16 protein-coding genes are annotated in these 20,311 nt (G+C 71.1%); 4 read left to right on the top strand and 12 right to left on the bottom strand.

Annotated elements, in window-relative coordinates; translation table 11 throughout:
- Window positions 1-290: 290 nt before the first annotated feature.
- The 9 genes from ACIOGZ_RS34980 to ACIOGZ_RS34940 form a co-directional block, all read right to left on the bottom strand.
- Window positions 291-1,814, bottom strand: a complete 1,524-nt coding sequence (locus tag ACIOGZ_RS34980) for a CoA-acylating methylmalonate-semialdehyde dehydrogenase (RefSeq protein WP_363585761.1) — start codon at window positions 1,812-1,814, stop codon at window positions 291-293.
- Between the two features lie 329 nt (window positions 1,815-2,143).
- On the bottom strand, window positions 2,144-2,956 hold the full coding sequence (locus tag ACIOGZ_RS34975) for a nucleotidyl transferase AbiEii/AbiGii toxin family protein (RefSeq protein ID WP_363585760.1): 813 nt from the start codon (window positions 2,954-2,956) through the stop codon (window positions 2,144-2,146).
- 70 nt (window positions 2,957-3,026) lie between these two features.
- Window positions 3,027-3,458, bottom strand: a complete 432-nt coding sequence (locus ACIOGZ_RS34970) for a hypothetical protein (protein WP_363585759.1) — start codon at window positions 3,456-3,458, stop codon at window positions 3,027-3,029.
- A gap of 152 nt (window positions 3,459-3,610) precedes the next feature.
- Window positions 3,611-5,005 carry an FAD-dependent oxidoreductase gene (locus tag ACIOGZ_RS34965; RefSeq protein ID WP_363585758.1) on the bottom strand — a complete coding sequence of 465 codons (1,395 nt, stop codon included), beginning with the start codon at window positions 5,003-5,005 and terminating at the stop codon, window positions 3,611-3,613.
- Between the two features lie 63 nt (window positions 5,006-5,068).
- On the bottom strand, window positions 5,069-5,872 hold the full coding sequence (locus ACIOGZ_RS34960) for an ABC transporter permease (protein WP_363585757.1): 804 nt from the start codon (window positions 5,870-5,872) through the stop codon (window positions 5,069-5,071).
- Entirely contained in the window at window positions 5,872-6,801 is a 930-nt protein-coding gene (locus ACIOGZ_RS34955; protein ID WP_350882859.1) for an ABC transporter permease, read from the bottom strand. Before ACIOGZ_RS34955 ends, ACIOGZ_RS34960 begins: the two co-directional genes overlap by 1 nt.
- Window positions 6,798-7,940 carry an ABC transporter ATP-binding protein gene (locus ACIOGZ_RS34950; protein WP_363585756.1) on the bottom strand — a complete coding sequence of 381 codons (1,143 nt, stop codon included), beginning with the start codon at window positions 7,938-7,940 and terminating at the stop codon, window positions 6,798-6,800. Before ACIOGZ_RS34950 ends, ACIOGZ_RS34955 begins: the two co-directional genes overlap by 4 nt.
- Window positions 7,941-7,986: 46 nt before the next feature.
- Window positions 7,987-9,237, bottom strand: a complete 1,251-nt coding sequence (locus ACIOGZ_RS34945; protein WP_363585755.1) for a spermidine/putrescine ABC transporter substrate-binding protein — start codon at window positions 9,235-9,237, stop codon at window positions 7,987-7,989.
- 67 nt (window positions 9,238-9,304) lie between these two features.
- Window positions 9,305-10,816 (bottom strand): gamma-aminobutyraldehyde dehydrogenase, encoded by a 1,512-nt coding sequence (locus tag ACIOGZ_RS34940; protein WP_363585754.1) that lies wholly within the window; start codon window positions 10,814-10,816, stop codon window positions 9,305-9,307.
- A gap of 356 nt (window positions 10,817-11,172) precedes the next feature.
- On the opposite strand from ACIOGZ_RS34940, the gene ACIOGZ_RS34935 reads away from it, so the two are divergent.
- Window positions 11,173-12,828, top strand: coding sequence for a PucR family transcriptional regulator (locus ACIOGZ_RS34935; RefSeq protein ID WP_063347657.1), 1,656 nt, complete (start codon window positions 11,173-11,175; stop codon window positions 12,826-12,828).
- A gap of 18 nt (window positions 12,829-12,846) precedes the next feature.
- On the opposite strand, the gene ACIOGZ_RS34930 is transcribed toward ACIOGZ_RS34935, so the two are convergent.
- The 3 genes from ACIOGZ_RS34930 to ACIOGZ_RS34920 all read right to left on the bottom strand — a co-directional run bounded on the left by ACIOGZ_RS34930 (window position 12,847) and on the right by ACIOGZ_RS34920 (window position 17,178).
- Complete coding sequence (locus ACIOGZ_RS34930; protein ID WP_400988878.1) at window positions 12,847-14,046, bottom strand: spermidine/putrescine ABC transporter substrate-binding protein; 1,200 nt, start codon at window positions 14,044-14,046, stop codon at window positions 12,847-12,849.
- A 68-nt stretch (window positions 14,047-14,114) separates the two neighbouring features.
- Window positions 14,115-15,473 (bottom strand): aspartate aminotransferase family protein, encoded by a 1,359-nt coding sequence (locus ACIOGZ_RS34925; RefSeq protein WP_363585753.1) that lies wholly within the window; start codon window positions 15,471-15,473, stop codon window positions 14,115-14,117.
- A 259-nt stretch (window positions 15,474-15,732) separates the two neighbouring features.
- On the bottom strand, window positions 15,733-17,178 hold the full coding sequence (locus ACIOGZ_RS34920) for a gamma-aminobutyraldehyde dehydrogenase (RefSeq protein ID WP_400806181.1): 1,446 nt from the start codon (window positions 17,176-17,178) through the stop codon (window positions 15,733-15,735).
- 301 nt (window positions 17,179-17,479) lie between these two features.
- Here ACIOGZ_RS34920 and ACIOGZ_RS34915 point away from each other — a divergent pair, with 301 nt between their 5' ends.
- The 3 genes from ACIOGZ_RS34915 (at window position 17,480) to ACIOGZ_RS34905 (ending at window position 20,311) form a co-directional block, all read left to right on the top strand.
- Window positions 17,480-17,953 carry an Lrp/AsnC family transcriptional regulator gene (locus ACIOGZ_RS34915; protein ID WP_030243538.1) on the top strand — a complete coding sequence of 158 codons (474 nt, stop codon included), beginning with the start codon at window positions 17,480-17,482 and terminating at the stop codon, window positions 17,951-17,953.
- Complete coding sequence (locus tag ACIOGZ_RS34910; protein WP_350882875.1) at window positions 17,950-19,344, top strand: aspartate aminotransferase family protein; 1,395 nt, start codon at window positions 17,950-17,952, stop codon at window positions 19,342-19,344. The genes ACIOGZ_RS34915 and ACIOGZ_RS34910 overlap by 4 nt, the downstream gene beginning before the upstream one ends.
- A gap of 211 nt (window positions 19,345-19,555) precedes the next feature.
- The gene (locus ACIOGZ_RS34905; RefSeq protein ID WP_363624862.1) at window positions 19,556-20,311 is read left to right on the top strand and encodes an ATP-binding cassette domain-containing protein; all 756 of its coding nucleotides are present in this window, start codon (window positions 19,556-19,558) and stop codon (window positions 20,309-20,311) included.

The following is a 20,311-nucleotide window of genomic DNA, read 5'->3' as shown; positions in this document are numbered from 1 at the left end:
AACTCTAGCCGATCCCCGCTCCGAAAAGCGAATCGACCGCAATCCAATAAAACGAACACGCCGAATAGGAACCAAGCCGCGACAAGACGCGACCCGGCCCGAACCAGGAAATGGTGTTTCAAAAGGATTGGCTGCCCCGGGACCGTCCGCGCGGAGATGCGTGTCCGGTGCTCCCAGCCAGGCAGCTCGAAGAACTCTACGCGTGATCGCGACCGGATGCAAACGGGGTGCAAAGGGCCGGCCGGACCCCGGGGAGAGGGGTCCGGCCGGCACGACCGCGGGGCGGGGGATCAGCTGTTGGTGGGGAAGCCGAGGTTGATACCGCCGTGCGAGGGGTCCAGCCAGCGCTGGGTCACGGCCTTGCCGCGGGTGAAGAACTGCACGCCGTCCGGACCGTACGCGTGGGCGTCGCCGAACAGGGAGGCCTTCCAGCCGCCGAAGGAGTAGTAGGCGACCGGGACCGGGATCGGCACGTTGATGCCGACCATGCCGACCTCCACCTCGAACTGGAAGCGCCGGGCCGCGCCGCCGTCGTTGGTGAAGAGGGCGGTGCCGTTGCCGTACGGGTTGGCGTTGATCAGTGCCAGGCCCTCGTCGTAGGAGGCGACGCGCACGACGGAGAGGATCGGGCCGAAGATCTCGTCGTTGTAGACGGACATGCCCGGCTTCACGTGGTCGAACAGGGTGGGGCCGAGCCAGAAGCCGTCCGAGGTCGGGGCGCCGTTCTCGTCCTCGGCGGTGACCGGGTGCTTGCGGCCGTCCACGGCGAGCTCGGCGCCGTCGGCGACCCCGGACTCGACGTAGGAGGTGACCTTGTCGCGGTGCTGGCCGGTGACCAGCGGGCCCATCTCGGAGTCGCCGTTGCAGCCGGGGCCGACCTTCAGGATGGCGATCCGCTGCTTGATCTTGTCGACCAGCTCGTCGCCGATCGGGTCGACCGCGACCAGGACGGACACGGCCATGCAGCGCTCGCCGGCCGCGCCGAAGCCCGCATTGACGGCGGCGTCGGCGGCCAGGTCGAGGTCGGCGTCGGGCAGGACCAGCATGTGGTTCTTGGCGCCGCCCAGGGCCTGCACGCGCTTGCCGTAGCGCGTACCGGTCTCGTAGACGTAGCGGGCGATCGGGGTGGAGCCGACGAAGCTGACGGACTTGACGTCCGGGTGCTCCAGCAGGCGGTCCACGGCGGCCTTGTCGCCGTGCACGACGTTGAAGACGCCGTCCGGCAGGCCGGCCTCCTTCCACAGCCCGGCGAGGAAGTTGGCGGCGGACGGGTCCTTCTCCGAGGGCTTCAGGACGACGGTGTTGCCGGCCGCGATGGCGAGCGGGAAGAACCACATCGGCACCATGGCCGGGAAGTTGAACGGCGAGATGATCGCGACCGGGCCGAGCGGCTGGCGGATCGAGTAGACGTCGACGCCGGTGGACGCCTGCTCGGTGAAGCCGCCCTTGACGAGCTGCGGGATGCCGCAGGCGTACTCGACGACCTCCAGGCCGCGGGCGATCTCGCCGAGCGCGTCGGAGTGGACCTTGCCGTGCTCGGACACGATGATCGCGGCCAGCTCGTCGCGGCGGGCGTTCAGCAGCTCGCGAAAGGCGAACAGCACGGTGGTGCGCTTGGCGACCGAGGCGGTGCGCCACTCGGCGAAGGCCGAGGCGGCGGCGGCCACGGCCTGGTCGACCTCGGCGATCCCGGCGAAGTCGACCTGGCCGGCGACCTGGCCGGTGGCCGGGTCGAAGATGTCACCGCGGCGGGGCGCCGCGCCGGCGGTGGCGACGGGCTCGCCGCCGATCCAGTGAGTGATGTGCTTGCTCAAGTCCGTCTGCCTCCGAAGTCCCGGGCGGCGTCCTGCCGCCGGTCCTGTCTGGCGCCGCCCGCGAGTGGGCCGGGCGACGGGATTCACGGGGCTACCGCGCTCGTCTCCAGTCTGGTGGCCGCCGCGCCAGGCCTCAACGAACAGGCTGACGGGGATCGCGGATTCAGCCTTACAGGTCGTCCGGTTGCTCGGCCGAACGCGTGAGAGAGCACGAACGTGTGAAGCCGGACCCGCAAGGACGAACGCGCGAGGACGAACACGCGAGGACGGACGCGCAGCAACGAACCCGCAAGACGAGCGCGCAAGGACGAAGCGCCGCCACCCCGCGTTCAGGACTCCTCGTCCTCCAGGTACGGGTCGTGCAGACCGTCGGCCGCCTCCTGGGTCTCCAGCAGGTCCAGCCGCAGGTCCTGGGCCCAGGCGAGCGCCCACCGCTTCAGCCCGCCGACCGCTCGTGCCGCGACACCCCGGGCCCGGAACCGGCCGTCCGCCGCCTCGGCCAGCGTCTCCAGCCGGTCGGCGAGCGCCGCGGGCTGGAAGTCCGCGTCCAATTCGGCTGCCAGTGCGAGGAGTTCGCCCTCCCGGTAGCAGTCGGTGAGGGCGTGCACATCGACCAGGTCCCGCGGCATGCCGCGGTCCACCAGCAGCGCGGTGGTGAGCGCGGCGGCGTCCTCCAGGGCGACGACCGGCAGGACCACCGACAGGACGACTGGCAGCGCCACCGGCGGGACCGCCGACAGCGCCACCGCCGGCTCGCCGGGCGGGGGCGCGGCAAGGTCGAAGCGCACCGGCCGGTGGGCCAGCGGCTCCTTCCGCAGCTCCACCGAGTGCGACCGCCCGCCGAGCGCGAGCCGGACGGTGAGCTGCTCCAGTCGCGGCGTGCCCGGGCGTTCGGCGACCCCGCCGCCGGCCGCGCGGTAGGCCTCGCCCAGCGCGGCGGCCACCTCCGGCAGGTCGGCCCCGCCGGTCACCAGGGTGAGGCCGTCCTGCGGGCAGGCCGCGACGCCGTGGGCGCGCAGCGCGTGCCCGCCGGCCAGGGCGAGCCCGTACCGGTCGCAGACTGGGGCCGCCAGTGCGGCGAGGCGCAGCTGGGCCGGGCCCGGTCGAAGGGGCGCGTCGACGGCGTCCGGGGCGGTGGTCACGTTTCCAGTCTGACGCGACCGCCCGCCCCGCGCGCCACCGCCGGCCGGGGCCGGAGCCCGGACCGCGGGATCACCAGCCGCTGAGCCCGGCCGCGGCCTCGTGCAGGGCGAGTTCCAGCAGCACCGGGTCGTTGAGCCGTCCGGAGCCGTCGGGCGGGACCAGCCAGCGCACCCCGCGGCTGCGGCGCTCGGGGTGCGGGACGACGATCCAGGTGCCCTCCCCCGCGCTGCGCACGCCCGTGCCGATCCAGCGGGCGGCGGTGCCGACGGGGACCAGGAAGCTGACGTGCTCGTCCCCGAAGTCGGTGAGGACGGGGCCGCAGGAGCCGGTGTCCAGGATCTCCAGGGCCGGGCGCCCGAGCCGTCCGGGGACGGAGAGGACGTCCCAGCGGCGGCCGGCCGGTAGCAGCATCAGCCCCAGTCCGGTGCGCTCCCATTGCTCCCGGAAGGCCTCCGGGTCCGGTGCCACCTGGGCGAGCCAGTGCAGTCCGGTGCTCTCCATGTCTGTCCCCGCTTCTTGCCGCTGGTTCCGGTCGGGTCGTCCCGGTCGGGACGCGGCGGGGAGACCGAGACCCGCCGTCACCAAGGAGAGGCGGACGGCGGGTCTCTCTTACACGGATAACACGGATGACACGGATAACGCGGACAACGGGGTCAGCTGTCGAAGCCGAGCCCCATGCGGTCGAGCGTGCGCAGCCAGAGGTTGCGGTGGCCGCCGTTGCGGTCCGCGCGCTCCAGCGAGCGGGTGGTGATCTCGATCCCGGCCCAGCGCACCGGCTCGGGCGGGAACGGCAGCGGCTTGCTGCGCACCATGTCCAGCGAGGTGCGCTCGGTGCGCTCGCCGGACAGCAGGTCGAGCATCACCTCGGCGCCGAAGCGCGTCGCGCCGACGCCGAGCCCGGTGTACCCGGCCGCGTACGCGACCTTGCCCCTGTAGGCGGTGTCGAAGAACGCCGAGAACCGGCTGCAGGTGTCGATGGCGCCGCCCCAGGCGTGGGTGAACCGCAGGCCCTCCAGCTGCGGGAAGCAGCGGAAGAAGTGGTTCGCCAGCGTGCGGAAGGTCTCCGGCCGCTGGTCGTACTCGTGCCGGACGTGGCCGCCGTAGTGGTAGACGGCGTCGTAGCCGCCCCACAGGATCCGGTTGTCGGCGGAGAGCCGGAAGTAGTGGAACTTGTTGGCGCTGTCGCCGAGTCCCTGCCGGCCGCGCCAGCCGATCGCGGCGAGCTGTTCGTCGCTGAGCGGCTCGGTCATCAGCGCGTAGTCGTACACCGGCACGACGTACGGCCGGACCCTCTTGACCAGCGACGGGAACACGTTGGTGCCGAGTGCGACGCGCCGGGCGAAGACCCGTCCGTACGGGGTGCGGACGGCCATGCCGCTGCCGTACTCCCGCAGGTCGGTGGCCCGGGTGTGCTCGAAGATCCGCACGCCCTGGCCGAGGCAGGCGTCCCGCAGGCCCCAGGCGAGCTTGGCGGGGTGGACCATCGCCACGCCCTCCTTGTCCCAGAGACCGCCGAGGAAGGTCGGCGAGTCGACCTCGGCGCGCAGTTCGTCGGCGTCCAGGACGGTGATGTCGAAGCCGTACCGGGCGACGGCCTCGGCGATCTCGTGGAGTTCCTCGACCTGGTGCGGCTGGGTGGCGACGTCGATCTCGCCGGTGCGCTCCCACTCGGCGTCGATGCCGTAGCGCTTGAGGGTGGCCTCGATGCCGTCCAGGTTGGCGGCACCGAGGCGTTCCAGCTGGGCGAGTTCGGCGGGCCAGCGTTGCAGGCCGTTGCCGAAGCCGTGGGTGAGGCTGGCCGCGCAGAATCCGCCGTTGCGCCCGGACGCGGCCCACCCGACCTCGTTGCCCTCGACCAGCACGACGTCCAGCGAGGGGTCGCGTTCCTTGGCGATGAGGGCGGTCCACAGGCCGGAGTAGCCGCCGCCGACGACCAGCAGGTCGCAGGTGGTGTCGCCGACCAGGGCGGGCAGCGCCGCCGGCCGGCCCGGGTCCTCCAGCCAGAAGGGGGTGGGCCTGGCGTCACTGAGTGCGCGGGCGGAGTCCATGCATTATCAGCCACTTTCTGTACTTAGGCGATGGTTTGTTCGGCCACCACACCCGACCGTACGTCAGGCGGTGGCCTTCCGGCGGTTGCCCAGCCACTGGCCGCCGACGGTCAGCGCGACGGCGGCGATGAACATCGCGGTGCCGATGACGTTCACCTGCACCGGGATGCCGCGCTGCGACGCGCCCCAGACGAACATCGGGAAGGTGACCGTGGTCGGGCCCGAGTTGAACTGGGTGATGATGAAGTCGTCGAAGGAGAGCGCGAAGCTGAGCAGCGCTCCCGCCGCGATGCCGGGGGAGGCCAGCGGCAGGGTGACCCGCAGGAAGGTCTGGGTGGGGGTCGCGTAGAGGTCCTGGGCGGCCTGTTCGAGCCTCGGGTCCATGCTCATCACGCGGGCCTTGACGGCCGTCACCACGAAGCTGAGGCAGAACATGATGTGCGCGATGAGGATGGTGGTGAAGCCGAACGGGATGCGCATGTTGAGGAACAGCGTCCCGAGCGAGGCGGCCATGACCACCTCAGGCATGGCCATCGGCAGGAAGATCATCGCGGTGGTGGCCGAGCGGCCGCGGAAGCGGTAGCGGGCCAGTGCGAAGGCGACCATGGTGCCGAGCACGGTGGCGCCGATGGTGGCGAGCACCGCGATCTGCAGACTGAGCGAGAGCGACTGGCACATGTCGGCCACGCCGCAGGGGTTGGTCCAGGCGTCGGTGGAGAACTCGTTCCACTCGTAGTTGAACTTGCCGACCGGCTTGTTGAACGAGAAGGCGAGCACGACCAGGTTGGGCAGCACCAGGTAGGCGAGGGCCAGCAGGCCGGCCAGCACCACCAGGTGGGCGCGTATCCACTTGGTAATCCGGGACATCAGACCAGTTCCTCCGTCCCGGCCTTGCGCATGTAGACCGTCACCATGCCCAGGATCAGGGCCATCAGGATGAAGCTCAGTGCGGCAGCCGTGGGGTAGTCGAGCACGTTCAGGAACTGCTTCTGGATGCCGTTGCCGACCATCTGCTCGCTCGGCGAGCCCAGCAGCTGGGCGTTGATGTAGTCGCCGGAGGCCGGGATGAAGGTGAGCAGGGTGCCGGCGACCACCCCGGGCAGCGAGATCGGGAAGGTGACCTTGCGGAAGGTGGTGAACGGCCGGGCGTACAGGTCGCCGGCCGCCTCGTGCAGGCGGGGGTCGATCCGCTCCAGCGAGGTGTACAGCGGCAGGATCATGAACGGCAGGAAGTTGTAGGTGAGACCGCAGACCACGGCGAGCGGCGTGGCGAGCACCCGGTCGCCGGAGGTGAGGCCGAGCGCGTTGGTGACGTCCAGGACGTGCAGGGTGTTGAGCACCCCGACCACCGGCCCGCCGTCGGACAGGATGGTCTTCCAGGCCAGCGTGCGGATCAGGAAGCTGGTGAAGAACGGCGCGATGACCAGGATCAGGATGACGTTGCGCCAGCGCTTGCTGGCCTTGAAGGCGATCGTGTACGCGAGCGGGTAGCCGACGGCCAGGCAGAGCACGGTGGCGATGCCCGCGTAGGAGAACGAGCGGACGAAGTGCCACTTGTACTCGACCAGGGCGTCCCAGTAGGTCGCGAGGTGCCAGGTGACCTTGAAGCCCGCTTCGAGTGATCCGGTCTGCAGCGAGGTGGACGCCTGGTAGACCATCGGGACGGCGAAGAAGACGACGAGCCAGGCGATGCCGGGCAGCAGCAGCCAGTACGCGGTGAGCTTGCGCTTCGGCTTCCGCGCCGGTTCCGCGAGCGGTATGACCTGTGACGGGGCGGCCGGGGTGGTGGTGGTCATGCGGCCTCCTCCGCGGTGCCCGCGTCGATCGCCTGCGCGGCGTCCAGGGCGAAGGAGTGCGCCGGGTTCCAGTGCAGCAGGACGGGCGCGCCGGGGACGATCCGGGCGTCGCGCTCCATGTTCTGCTCGAAGACGGTGACCTCCTGGCCGCCGTCGGTGCGCACCACGTACTGGGTGGAGACGCCGATGAAGCTGGAGTCGAGGACGGTGCCGGCCAGCCGGTTGCGGCCGTCGGCGACCTCGGCGGAGGCGTGCGCGATGGTGATCTTCTCCGGGCGCACGCCCAGGTGGACCTGCCTGGCCTCGGTGGCGCAGCGCGCCTTGGGCACGGCGAGGCGGACGCCGGCCGCGCTGAGCAGCAGGTCGCCGCCGTCGGTGCCGGTGACCTCGGCGGGCAGCAGGTTGGACTGGCCGAGGAAGTTGGCCACGAAGGTGGTGGCGGGGTTCTCGTACAGCTCGGCGGGGGCGCCCAGTTGCTCGACCCGGCCGCCGTTCATCACCGCGATGGTGTCGGCCATCGTCATGGCCTCCTCCTGGTCGTGGGTGACGTGCACGAAGGTGATGCCGACCTCGGTCTGGATCCGCTTGAGCTCCAGCTGCATCTGGCGGCGGAGCTTGAGGTCGAGCGCGCCGAGCGGCTCGTCGAGGAGCAGCACCTGGGGGTGGTTGATCAGGGCGCGGGCGACGGCGACGCGCTGCTGCTGGCCGCCGGAGAGCTGGTGCGGCTTGCGCCGGGCGTACTGGCCGAGTTCGACCAGCTCCAGCATCTCCTCGACCTGCTTCTTGACGTCCTTGCGGCCGCGGCGGCGCAGGCCGAAGGCGACGTTCTCGAAGATGTCGAGGTGCGGGAAGAGCGCGTAGCTCTGGAAGACGGTGTTCACCGGCCGCTTGTACGGGGGCAGGGCGGTGACGTCCTGGCCGCCGATCAGGACGGTGCCGCTGGTGGGCTCCTCCAGGCCCGCGATCATGCGCAGGGTGGTGGTCTTGCCGCAGCCGGAGGCGCCGAGCAGGGCGAAGAAGGAGCCCTGCGGGACGGTGAGGTCGAGCGGGTGGACGGCGGTGAAGGCGCCGTAGGTCTTGCCGATGCCGGTGAGGCGGACGTCGCCGCCGGCGGCCGCGTCGCGCTGCTGGTCTGTCATGGGTGTCTTCCTGGGTTCTCTGCCGGGAGTGGGCCGCGCGTGGGGGTCAGGCGCCGATGAGCTTGGAGAACTTCTGCTCGAAGTCGCTCTCCTCGGTCTCGGTGAGGGTGCGGAACACGTGCGACTTGGCCGCCATCTCGGGGGTGGGTACGACCAGCGGGTTGGCCGCGCTGTCCGGGGCGAGGGTGGCGAGTTCGTCCTTCATCCCGGTCACGGCGGAGACGAAGCCGATGCCCGCGACCAGCTGCGCCGCGATCTTCGGCTGATAGTAGAAGTCGATGAGCTTTTCCGCGTTCGCCTTGTGCTGCGCCCGGGCCGGGATCAGCATGTTGTCCGTCGAGGAGACGTAGCCCTTCTCCGGGATGACGAACTCGATGTCCGGGTTGTCGGCGCGCAGTTGGATCAGGTCGCCGCCCCAGGCGACGCAGGCCGCGATGTCGCCGGAGGACAGCTCCTGGCCGTAGTCGTTGCCGGTGAAGCGGCGGATCTGCTTGCTGTCGACGCCCTTCTGCAGCCGGGCGACGGCGGCGTCGTAGTCGTCGGCGGTGAACTTCGCCGGGTCCTTGCCCAGGTCCAGCAGGGTGATCCCGATGCTGTCGCGCATCTCGGAGAGGAAGGTGACCCGGCCCTTGAGGTCGGGGTCGTCCAGCAGTTGGGAGACGCTGGTGACCTCCTTCCCCTTGGTCGCCTTCTTGTTGTAGGCGATGACGACCTGGATGCCGGCCCACGGGTAGGAGTACAGCCGGCCCGGGTCCCAGTCGGGGGCGCGGAAGCGGGAGTCGATGGTGGTGATCGCGGTGGTGACGTTCGCCGGGTTGAGCTTCTGCGCCCAGCCGAGCCGGATCAGCCGGGCGGCCATCCAGTCGGTGAGGACCATCAGGTCGCGGCCGGTGTCCTGGCCGGCCGCGAGCTGCGGCTTGACCTTGCCGAAGAACTCGACGTTGTCGTTGACGTCCTCGTTGTACCTGACCTTGACGCCGGTGGCCGCGGTGAAGGCGTCCAGGGTGCCGTGCTTCTGCTTGTCCTTCTCGTCGGTGTCGATGTACAGCGGCCAGTTGGAGAAGTTGACCACCTTCTCGCTGTCCGAGAGGTCCTTGGCGGCGTTGGCGGTCGAGTCGCCGCCGACGGTCCTGGCCGCCGGGATCCCGCAGGCGGCCAGCGTGCCCGCACCGGCGGTCAGCGCGGCGGCCCGCAGCAGGGTGCGGCGGCCGATCGCGGCCCGGCCGCTGGTCAGGCTGCGTTCCCAGGCCTTGCGGACCGGTTCGGGCAGACCGTCGGTGAACTCGTTGAACGCCATGGAACGGGCCTCCTGGGGGTAAGAGGTCGAATCGGGGCGCCCTGGGGGCGGCGCCCCTGGGCAGGGGTTATCTGTCTCCGAAGACGGTGCGGTGCCAGTCCTTGCGGGCGACCGCGGTGGTGTCGAACATGACGTGCTTGACCTGGGTGTACTCGTCCAGCGAGTACTGGGACATGTCCTTGCCGTAGCCGGACGCCTTGTAGCCGCCGTGCGGCATCTCGCTGATGATCGGGATGTGGTCGTTGACCCAGACGCACCCGGCCGCGATCTCCCGGGTGGCGCGCAGCGAGCGGTGCACGTTGCCCGTCCAGGCGGAGGCGGCCAGGCCGTAGGGGGTGTCGTTGGCCAGCCGCAGGCCCTCGTCGTCGGTGTCGAAGGGCAGCACGACCAGCACCGGGCCGAAGATCTCGCCCTGGACCACCTCGCTGTCCTGGGCGGCGCCGGTGATCAGGGTGGGCGCGTAGTACGCGCCGCGGGTGAGGTCGGTGCCGTCGTGGCCCTTCTCCGGCGCGCGGCCGCCGGTGACCACGGTGGCGTAGGAGCGGGCGCGTTCGACGAAGCCGGCCACCCGGTCCCGGTGGGTGTACGAGACCAGCGGGCCGAGGTCGGTGTGCGGGTTGAGCGGGTCGCCGATCCGGATCGCGGCGTACAGCTCGGCCACGCCGGCCACGAACGCGTCGTACAGCGGGCGCTGGACGTACGCGCGGGTGGCGGCGGTGCAGTCCTGGCCGCCGTTGATCAGCGAGGCGGCGACCGCGCCGTGCACGGCGGCGTCGAGGTCGGCGTCGTCGAAGACCACGAACGGGGCCTTGCCGCCGAGCTCCAGGTGGGTGCGCTTGACGCTCGCGGTGGCGAGTTCGGCGACCCTGCGGCCGACCGGGGTGGAGCCGGTGAAGGACACCATGGCGACGTCCGGGTGCGCGACCAGGTGCTCGCCGGTGGTGCGTCCGGCGCCGGTGACCACGTTGACCACGCCGTCCGGGATGCCCGCCTCGGTGCAGGCCCGGGCGAACATCAGCGAGGTGAGCGGGGTCAGCTCGGACGGCTTGAGCACGATGGTGTTGCCCGCCGCGATCGCCGGCAGGACCTTCCAGGCGGCCATCTGCAGCGGGTAGTTCCACGGCGAGATCGAGCCGACCACGCCGATCGCCTCGCGGCGCACGTAGGAGGTGTGGTCGCCGGAGTACTCGCCGGCCGCCTTGCCCTCCAGGTTGCGGGCGGCGCCGGCGAAGAACGCCACGTTGTCGATGGTGCCGGGGACGTCGAACTCGGTGGCCAGCTTGACTGGCTTGCCGGTCTGCGCGGTCTCCACCCGGGCGAGGTCGGCACTCGCCGAGGCCAGGACGGCGGCCAGTGCGGTCAGCGCCTCGGAGCGGGCACCGGGGGTGGCGCGGGACCAGCCGGGCAGGGCCGCCTTCGCGGCGGCCACGGCCGCGTCGACCTCGCCGGTGGTGGCCAGGGCGACCTGCTCGACCACGCTGCCGTCCGCGGGGTTGACGACCTGGAAGGGCTCGCCGCTCCCCCGGGTCTGACGGCCCGCGATGTACTGCGCGCCCGCGCCGAAGTCGGTCAGGTCCATCTGGTTCCTCCAAGTGCCGGTGGGTCGACTGCCACGGCGATTCTCACGGTTGTGCCGTGGGGGAATCCGACCGGCTGATCACCGGGGTTGCGCGATCCTGGCAGTCCGGCGGACTCCGGACAAGGGATTCCGCTGTTGCATTCCGGCAACGCGATGGATTCCGGCGTGAGGTCTGTTTTTCGCCACAGCCGACCCGCTGACCATGCCCGCTACCGCCCCGGCGTGACAAGGGTCACTGCGACAACCTCGGCGGGTAGGGCCTTACAGGGTGCAAGGGTTCACCGAGGGCGACAGGTCGTCGCCGCGATGGATGATTTACCTGACACTCTGGTCCCTCAAGGCCCTGGAGGCCCGCGATGCTCCCCACCGTCGCCCGCGTGCTCGACCTGGAGGTGATGCGGCGCGGCCTGCCCCAGGTCGTCGCCGGCGCCGACCACCTGGAGCGGCCCGTCCGCTGGGTCCACGTGAGCGAACTGCCCGACGTCGCCGGGATGCTCCAGGGCGGCGAACTGGTGCTCACCACCGGCATCGCGCTGCCCGACGACCGCGAGGGCCTGGCCCGCTACGTCCGCGAACTGGACGAGGTGGGGGTCGCCGGCCTGGTCGTCGAGTACGGCCGGCGCTACTTCGACTCGCTGCCCCGCGCCCTGGTGCACGCCGCCGAACAGCGCGGCCTGCCGCTCATCACGCTCCGCCGCGAGCTGCGCTTCGTCGCCGTCACCGAGGCCGTGCACGCGCTGGTGGTCAACGCCCAGCTGGAGCAGCTGCGCGTCTCCGAGGCCGTCCACCAGGTGTTCAACGAGCTGGTGGTGGAGGGCGCCGAGCCGCCCGAGGTGATCCGCCAGGTGGCCCGGATGGCGGGCGCGCCGGTCGTCCTGGAGAACCTCGCGCACCAGGTGCTCGCCCACGACACCGCCGGCCGCCCGGAGGTCGAACTGCTGGAGGACTGGGAGCGCCGCTCCCGCGGGGTCCGCCCGCCCGGCCGCACCGGGCACGACCCGCGCAGCGGCTGGCTGGTGACCACGGTCGGCGCCCGCGGCCAGGACTGGGGCCGGCTGGTACTGGTGCAGGATCCGGGCCCGCTGCCCGAGAACGAGGCCCACCCGCACACCATGCTGCTGGAGCGCGGCGCCTCCGCGCTGGCACTCAACCGGCTGGTGGTGCGCGACCGGGAGAGCCTGGAACGGCAGACCCACCGCACCCTGCTGTCCGGCATCCTCACCCACGCGCTGACCGTCTCCGAGGTGGCCCTGCGCGCCCAGGCGCTCGGCGTCCCGCTGGAGGGCCGCCGGCTGGTCGGGGTGGTGCTGCGGCAGCGGCGCGGCCCGATCCCGGCCGCCCTGGAGGCGCAGGCCCGGCTGCGCGACTTCACCGAGCTCGCCGCAGGAGCCGTCCGGGCCTGCCGGCTCTCCGCCCTGGTCGGCGCGCTGGACGACGAGGGCGTCGGCGTGCTGATCACGCTCGGCACCCAGCAGGACGAGCACGCCGCCCTGGACGCCTTCTCGGCCACGCTGCGCCGGATGTCGGCCGAGGCCGGCCGGGACGACGCCGCCGCCGCACCGGCCCCGGTGGTCGCGGTCGGCTCCTCGGTCGGCTCCGTCCGGGACGCCCGGCGCACCCTGCTGGAGGCCACCCAGGTCGCCGACGCGGCCCTGCACGACGCGCCCGGCGGCCGGGCCGCCTCGTACTACCGGCTGCCGGACGTCCGGCTGCGCGGCCTGCTCCACCTGCTGCGCGACGACGCCCGGCTGCAGACCTACGTGGAGCGGGAGCTCGGCCCGCTGCTGGCCCACGACGCCGAGCACAACGGCCAGTTGGTGCAGATGCTGCGGATCTACCTGGAGCAGGGCCGGAACAAGTCGGCGGCGGCCGACGCCGCGCACCTGTCCCGGCCGTCCTTCTACGACCGCCTGCACAAGGTCGAGCGGATCCTCGGCGTCGACCTCGACCAGGTGGAGTCCTGCCTCTCCCTGCACGTGGCACTGCTCGCCCTGGACGCCGTCCGCCGCTGACCGCTGCACGCCGGTTGCCTACACGCCGGTGATGCGCCCCCAGACCTTGTGCAGTTCGGGCCGCTCCGCCGAGGTGACGTCGCGCATGGTGTGCAGCCGGGCGCGCATCTCGTCGGTCGGGAAGAGCAGCGGGTTCTCCGCCAGTTCGGCCTTGTCCTTGTCACCGCTGGCCGCCAGCACCTCGCGGGCGGCCGGCACCGGGCAGATGTACTGGACGAACGCGGCGAGTTCGGCGGCCACCTCGGGCTGGTAGTAGTGGTCGATCAGCAGCTCGGCGTTGCGCTTGTGCCGGGCCCGGTTGGGGATCATCAGGCTCTCCGCCCACAGCTCGCCGCCCTCCTGCGGCACCACGAACTCGATGTCCGGGTTCTGGGCGGTCAGTTGGACGGCGTCGCCGGAGTAGGCCTGGCAGGCGACGGCGGCGCCGGAGGCGAGGTCGCTGGTGTAGTCGTTGCCGGTGAAGCGGCGGATGTGGCCGGTGTCGACCATCTTCTGCACGATGTCCATCGCCCGGTGCGCGTCGTCCTCACCGAACCGGGAGACGTCCGCGCCCTGGGCGAGCATCAGCAGCCCGAGCGCCTCGTCCAGCCCGGCGAACAGGGTGACCCGGCCCTTGAGGTCGGGCGCCCAGAGGTCCGCAGTCGACTTCAGCTCCCGGCCGAGCGCCTTGCGGTTGTACGCGATGCCGGTGATCCCGGACTGCCAGGGCACGCTGCGCCGGCGCCCGGGGTCGAAGGCCGGGTCGGCGAGCTGCGGGTCCAGGTTGGCGGTGACGTTGGGCAGGTTGGCCCGGTCCATGGCCTGCACCCAGCCGAGCGAGACGTACCGGCCGGCCATCCAGTCGCTGACCACCATGAGGTCCCGGCCGGGGTCGGCGCCCTGGGTGAGCACCGGGCTGATCTTGCCGAAGAACTCGTCGTTGTCGTTGATGTCCTCGGTGTAGGTGACCGCGATGCCGGTCCGCTCGGTGAAGGCGTCCAGGGTCGGCCGGTGCCCCTGGTCGTCGGTGTCGATGTACTGGGTCCAGTTGGAGAAGGCGAGCCGCTGCTCGCGGTCCGAACGGTCCTGGACCGAGCGGCGGTCCTCGGCGACGTACGCGGACGGGATGCCGCAGCCGGTCAGCGTGCCGGCGCCGAGCAGCGCGGCCCCGCCGAGCACCGAACGCCGGCGGATCGTACGGGAGTTGTGGGGGCGGGTCGGGGTGGTGCTGCTGGGCATGGGGAAGGCCTCCGGAGCGTGGGACGGCCCCGGGCGTGCGCGACACCCGGGGCCGTCCGGTCGGTACGTCAGACGGTGTGCGCGTCGGCGAGCGACAGCACCTCGTCGAGCACCGCGAGACCGGTCTTGGCCTCCTCCTCGGTGACGGTGCACGGCGGGACGACGTGGAGGCGGTTCATGTTGACGAACGGCCAGAGCCCGCGCTGCTTGCAGGCGGCGGCCAGCTCGGCCATCGGCGCGTTGGCGGCGCCGGCCGCGTTGTACGGGACCAGCGGCTCGCGGGTCCCGCGGTCCTTCACCAGGTCGAGCGCCCAGAACACGCCGAGGCCGCGGACCTCGCCGATCGAGGGGTGCCGCTCGGCCAGCTCCCGCAGGCCGGGGCCGAGCACGGTCTCGCCGATGTGCTTGGCGTTCTCGACGATGCCCTCCTCCGCCATGGCGGTGATGGTGGCGACGGCCGAGGCGCAGGCCAGCGGGTGGCCGGAGTAGGTGAGCCCGCCCGGGAACGCCCGCTCGGCGAAGGTGGCGGCGATCTCGGCGCTGATCGCCACGCCGCCCAGCGGGACGTAGCCCGAGTTGACGCCCTTGGCGAAGGTCAGCAGGTCCGGGGTGACACCCCAGTGGTCGGCGGCGAACCACTCGCCGGTGCGGCCGAAGCCGGCCATCACCTCGTCGAGGATGAACACGATGCCGAAGCGGTCGCAGATCTCCCGGACCCCGGCCAGGTAGCCCGCCGGCGGGATCAGGATGCCCGCCGTACCGACCACGGTCTCCAGGATGATCGCCGCGATCGTCCCGGGGCCCTCGAAGGCGATCACCTGCTCCAGGTGCTCCAGCGCGCGCTCGCACTCCTGCGCCTCGTTCTCGGCGTGGAAGTTGGAGCGGTAGGCGTACGGGCCCCAGAAGTGCACCACGCCGGAGACGCCGGTCTCGTTGGCCCAGCGGCGCGGGTCGCCGGTGAGGGCGATCGCGTTGGCGGTGGCGCCGTGGTACGAGCGGTAGGCGGACATGACCTTCTGCCGGCCGGTGTGCAGCCGGGCCAGCCGGACGGCGTTCTCGACCGCCTCGGCGCCGCCGTTGGTGAAGAAGATCTTGTCGAGGTCGCCGGGGGTGCGCTCGGCGATCAGCCGGGCGGCCTCGCTGCGCGCCTCGACCGCGAAACCGGGGGCGATGGTGCAGAGCTTCGCCGCCTGCTCCTGGATCGCGGCGACCACCTTCGGGTGCTGGTGACCGATGTTGGTGTTGACCAGCTGCGAGGAGAAGTCGAGGTAGCGGTTGCCGTCGTAGTCCCAGAAGTACGAGCCCTCGGCGCCGGCCACCGCGAGGGGGTCGATCAGCGCCTGGGCGGACCACGAGTGGAAGACGTGCGCGCGGTCGGCGGCCTTGACCGCCTGGCCGGCGGCTGAGTCAGCGGTGGGGATGCTCATGCCGGTAAGGCTAGGGAGTCGCGGCCCCGAAGTGCAGTTTCATCTTGTCAGCCGGTCACGCGAACGGCCGACAGGATGCAAAGACACCGGGCCCGGGTCGAAAGGACCCGGGCCCATTGTCCGTTCACACGATGGCCGCGCGATCAGATCGCGGTCATACGGCGCCCGATCGTCACGACCCGCTAGATCGCGGTCATACAGCGCCGACCGCCACGACCCGCTGGATCGCGGTCATACAGCGCCCGACCGTCACGACCCGCTAGATCGCGGTCATGACGTGCTTCACCCGGGTGTAGTCCTCGAAGCCGTACGCGGAGAGGTCCTTGCCGTAGCCGGACTTCTTGAAGCCGCCGTGCGGCATCTCGGCGACCAGCGGGATGTGGGTGTTGATCCAGACGCAGCCGAAGTCCAGCCGGCGCGACATCCGCATGGCGCGGGCGTGGTCCTTGGTCCACACCGAGGAGGCCAGCGCGAAGTCGACGCCGTTGGCGTAGTCGACGGCCTGGTCCTCGTCGGTGAACTTCTGCACGGTGATGACCGGGCCGAAGACCTCGTTCTGGATGATCTCGTCGTCCTGCCGCAGGCCGGAGACGACGGTCGGGGCGTAGAAGTAGCCCTTCTCGCCGACCTGGTGGCCACCGGCCTCGACCTTGGCGTGGGCGGGCAGCCGCTCGATGAAGCCGGCCACCTGCTTCAGCTGGTTGGCGTTGTTCAGCGGGCCGTACAGCACGTCCTCGTCGTCCACGCCGCCGGTCTTGGTCTCGGCCGCGGCCTTGGCCAGCGCCTCGACGAAGGCGTCGTGGATCGACTCGTGCACGAGCACGCGGGTGGCCGCGGTGCAGTCCTGGCCGGCGTTGAAGTAGCCCGCGACCGAGATGCCCTCGACGGCCTCGGCGATGTCGGCGTCCTCGAAGACCACGACCGGGGCCTTGCCGCCCAGCTCCAGGTGGACGCGCTTGACGTCCTTGGAGGCGGACTCGGCGACCTGGATGCCGGCCCGGACCGAACCGGTGATGGAGGCCATCGCCGGGGTCTTGTGCTCGACCATCAGCCGGCCGGTCTCGCGGTCGCCGCAGATCACGTTGAAGACGCCGGCCGGCAGCTCCAGGTCCTTGAGGACCCCGCCGATGATCGCGGCGAGCAGGACGGTGGAAGCCGGAGTGGTGTCCGAGGGCTTCAGGACGACGGTGTTGCCCGCGGCGATGGCCGGGGCGAACTTCCAGACGGCCATCATCATCGGGTAGTTCCACGGCGCGACCTGGGCACAAACGCCGACCGGCTCGCGGCGGACGATCGAGGTCATCCCGTCCATGTACTCCCCGGCGGCCTTGCCCTCCAGCATGCGGGCGGCACCGGCGAAGAAGCGGATCTGGTCCACCATCGGACCGATCTCCTCCGAGAGGGTCAGCCCGCGCGGCTTGCCCGTGTTGCGGACCTCCGCCTCGACGAGCTCGTCGGCCCGGGCCTCGACCGCGTCGGCGATCTTGAGCAGCAGCTTCTGGCGGGTGCTCGGGGTGGCGTCGCGCCAGACCGGGAAGGCGGCGGCGGCCGAGGCCATGGCGGCGTCCACATCGGAGGCACCGGACAGCGGGGACGTCGCGTAGACCTCACCGGTGGTGGGGTCGACGATGTCGAGCGTGCGGCCGTCCGCCGCGTCGACGAACTCACCGTTGATGTAGTTGCGCAGCGTGCGAAGGTCGCTCACGGGGTCTCTCCTCGGTCTGGGCCTGCGGCGTTGCAGTTTCCGGCGCCATGGTACGTCGGCGGGTCCGGCGCACGAAGGGTGTCGGGTGGCCGGGCCCTGGACGGCGCGGTCCACTGGTTTGGGGGAACGCGCGCTGCGCTGCGGGGCTGCGCGCGTACCGTGCCAGGGTAGCCGCATGACTGCTGGTATCGACAGGTGCAGTGCACGTAGGCGATGAAATCCGTACGCGGATTCCAAGATCACGACGAAATCAGCAGATTCCTCGCTTGCGAACAGGAGAACGATCAGGCACAGTGGCGGCGTGGCCAACCGCGACCGGAACGCGAGCGTTCCCCTCGATGCCGCCTCCAAGGCGATCATCGAGCAGCTCCAGGAGGACGGACGCCGCCCGTACGCCGCCATCGGCAAGGCCGTCGGCCTGTCCGAAGCGGCCGTGCGCCAGCGCGTCCAGAAGCTGCTCGACCAGGGCGTGATGCAGATCGTCGCCGTCACGGACCCGCTCACCGTCGGCTTCACCCGCCAGGCGATGGTCGGCATCCGGGTCGAGGGCGACATCGAGCCCGTCGCCGACGCGCTGGCCGCCCTCGACGAGGTCGACTACGTCGTCTGCACCGCAGGCTCGTTCGATCTCCTGGCCGAACTGGTCTGCGAGGACGACGAGCACCTGCTCGAACTGATCAACAAGCGCATCCGCGCGCTTCCCGGCGTGCGGAGCACCGAGAGCTTCGTCTACCTGAAGCTCCGGAAACAGACCTACACCTGGGGCACCCGATGACAGCCGACCCGGCGCAGAAGGACCTTTCCAAGACCGCCTACGACCACCTGTGGATGCACTTCACCCGCATGTCGTCGTACGAGAACTCCCCCGTGCCGACGATCGTCAAGGGCGAAGGCACCTACGTCTGGGACGACAAGGGACGCAAGTACCTCGACGGCCTCGCCGGCCTGTTCGTCGTCCAGGCCGGCCACGGCCGCGAGGAGCTGGCCGAGGCCGCCGCCAAGCAGGCCAAGGAGCTCGCCTTCTTCCCGGTGTGGAGCTACGCCCACCCGAAGGCCGTCGAGCTGGCCGAGCGCCTGGCCAACTACGCCCCGGGCGACCTGAACAAGGTCTTCTTCTCCACCGGTGGCGGCGAGGCCGTCGAGACCGCCTGGAAGCTCGCCAAGCAGTACTTCAAGCTGACCGGCAAGCCGACCAAGTACAAGGTCATCTCGCGCGCCGTCGCCTACCACGGCACCCCGCAGGGCGCCCTGTCGATCACCGGCCTGCCGGGCCTGAAGGCCCCGTTCGAGCCGCTGGTGCCGGGCACCCACAAGGCCCCGAACACCAACATCTACCGCGCCCCCGCCTTCCTCGAAGGCCCGGACGGCACGGTCGACCCCGAGGCCTACGGCCGCTGGTGCGCCGACGAGATCGAGGTGGCCATCCTCAACGAGGGCGCCGAGACCGTCGCCGCCGTCTTCGTCGAGCCGGTGCAGAACGCCGGCGGCTGCTTCCCGCCGCCGCCCGGGTACTTCCAGCGCCTGCGCGAGATCTGCGACCGCCACGACGTGCTGCTGGTCTCGGACGAGGTCATCTGCGCCTTCGGCCGCCTGGGCACCATGTTCGGCGCCGACAAGTTCGGCTACCAGCCCGACATGATCACCTGCGCCAAGGGCATGACCTCGGGCTACTCCCCGATCGGCGCCACGATCATCTCGGACCGCCTCGCCGAGCCGTTCTACAAGGGCGACAACACCTTCCTGCACGGCTACACCTTCGGCGGCCACCCGGTCTCCTCCGCGGTGGCGCTGGCCAACCTCGACATCTTCGAGCGCGAGGGCCTGAACCAGAACGTCCTCGACAACGAGGCCGCGTTCCTGGGCACCCTGAACAAGCTGCGCGACCTGCCGATCGTCGGCGACGTCCGCGGCAACGGGTACTTCTACGGCATCGAGCTCGTGAAGGACAAGGTCACCAAGGAGTCGTTCAACGACGACGAGGTCGAGCGCGTCCTCTACGGCTTCCTGTCGAAGGCCCTCTTCGACAACGGCCTGTACTGCCGCGCCGACGACCGTGGCGACCCGGTCATCCAGCTGGCCCCGCCGCTGATCTCCAACCAGTCGACCTTCGACGAGATCGAGCAGATCCTGCGGACCAGCCTCACCGACGCGTGGGCGAAGATCTGACCCCCTGATCCTCCTTCCCCACCCTCCGCCGAAGGGCGGTCCCACTCCCCCGGGACCGCCCTTCGGCGTTTTCCGGCGCGGACAGCCGATCAAACATGCCTGATTGCGGGTGATTTGCCCGCGATGGACCAGAGCGCCGCAACCGCGCCAGGCCCCAGTCGTTCTAATCTGACGACTGTCATATCCCTGCGGCCACCCAGGATGGAACCTCATGTCAGCGGCACCGCCTGACAACGACGTGCTGTGGGCCCGGGGGATCGTCAAGTCCCATCACGGCACCCCCGCCCTGCGGGGCATCTCGATCGGCGTCCGCGAGGGCGAAGTGCTCGCCGTCACCGGACCGCGCGGCTCCGGCAAGAGCACCCTCCTCGGCTGCCTCTCCGCCCTCCTCACCGTCGACGAGGGCGAGGTCTGGTTCAACAGCGCGCCCGTCCACACCCTCGGCCGGGCCGGGCGCGAACGGCTGCGCCGCGACCGCTTCGGCTTCGTCGGCTCCGAACCCCACCTGGTGCCCGAACTGACCGCCCGGGAGAACGTCGCCCTGCCGCTGCTGCTCGCCGGCGCCGGCAACAAGGCCGCCTACACCGCCGCCGACGAATGGCTGGAACGCCTCGACGTCGGCGAGGTCGCCCGGCAGCGCCCCGACCGGCTGCTCCAGGACCAGCGCCAGCGGATCGCCGTCGCCCGCGCCCTCGCCCCGCTGCCGCCCGTCGTCTTCGCCGACGACCCCACCGCCCCGCTCCACCGAGAGGCCGCCGACCAGGTCCTGCGGATACTGACCAGCGCGGCCCGGTCGCACCAGCTCACCCTCGTCCTGGCCACCCACGACCCCGAGCTCGTCCGGTTCGCGGACCGCGCCGTCGCCCTCGTCGACGGACGGCTCACCGCCCCCGCCGCCCCCGTCCCGCGCGGCCCCGCCGTCCCGGGGGCGGCCGGCGCGTCCGCCGTGTCGGCCACCCGCCGCTGA

Source organism: Kitasatospora sp. NPDC088160, assembly GCF_044741445.1.
In the GTDB taxonomy this organism is placed as follows: Bacteria; Actinomycetota; Actinomycetes; order Streptomycetales; family Streptomycetaceae; genus Kitasatospora.
This window is presented reverse-complemented; position numbering and strand designations above follow the sequence as displayed.

Coding starts and splice junctions, on each gene's coding strand:
- ACIOGZ_RS34955 (WP_350882859.1), bottom strand. CDS start 6,801: ATGACCACCACCACCCCGGCCGCCCCGTCACAGGTCATACCGCTCGCG.
- ACIOGZ_RS34930 (WP_400988878.1), bottom strand. CDS start 14,046: ATGCCCAGCAGCACCACCCCGACCCGCCCCCACAACTCCCGTACGATC.
- ACIOGZ_RS34905 (WP_363624862.1), top strand. CDS start 19,556: ATGTCAGCGGCACCGCCTGACAACGACGTGCTGTGGGCCCGGGGGATC.
- ACIOGZ_RS34925 (WP_363585753.1), bottom strand. CDS start 15,473: ATGAGCATCCCCACCGCTGACTCAGCCGCCGGCCAGGCGGTCAAGGCC.
- ACIOGZ_RS34950 (WP_363585756.1), bottom strand. CDS start 7,940: ATGACAGACCAGCAGCGCGACGCGGCCGCCGGCGGCGACGTCCGCCTC.
- ACIOGZ_RS34945 (WP_363585755.1), bottom strand. CDS start 9,237: ATGGCGTTCAACGAGTTCACCGACGGTCTGCCCGAACCGGTCCGCAAG.
- ACIOGZ_RS34910 (WP_350882875.1), top strand. CDS start 17,950: ATGACAGCCGACCCGGCGCAGAAGGACCTTTCCAAGACCGCCTACGAC.
- ACIOGZ_RS34970 (WP_363585759.1), bottom strand. CDS start 3,458: ATGGAGAGCACCGGACTGCACTGGCTCGCCCAGGTGGCACCGGACCCG.
- ACIOGZ_RS34965 (WP_363585758.1), bottom strand. CDS start 5,005: ATGGACTCCGCCCGCGCACTCAGTGACGCCAGGCCCACCCCCTTCTGG.
- ACIOGZ_RS34940 (WP_363585754.1), bottom strand. CDS start 10,816: ATGGACCTGACCGACTTCGGCGCGGGCGCGCAGTACATCGCGGGCCGT.
- ACIOGZ_RS34960 (WP_363585757.1), bottom strand. CDS start 5,872: ATGTCCCGGATTACCAAGTGGATACGCGCCCACCTGGTGGTGCTGGCC.
- ACIOGZ_RS34935 (WP_063347657.1), top strand. CDS start 11,173: ATGCTCCCCACCGTCGCCCGCGTGCTCGACCTGGAGGTGATGCGGCGC.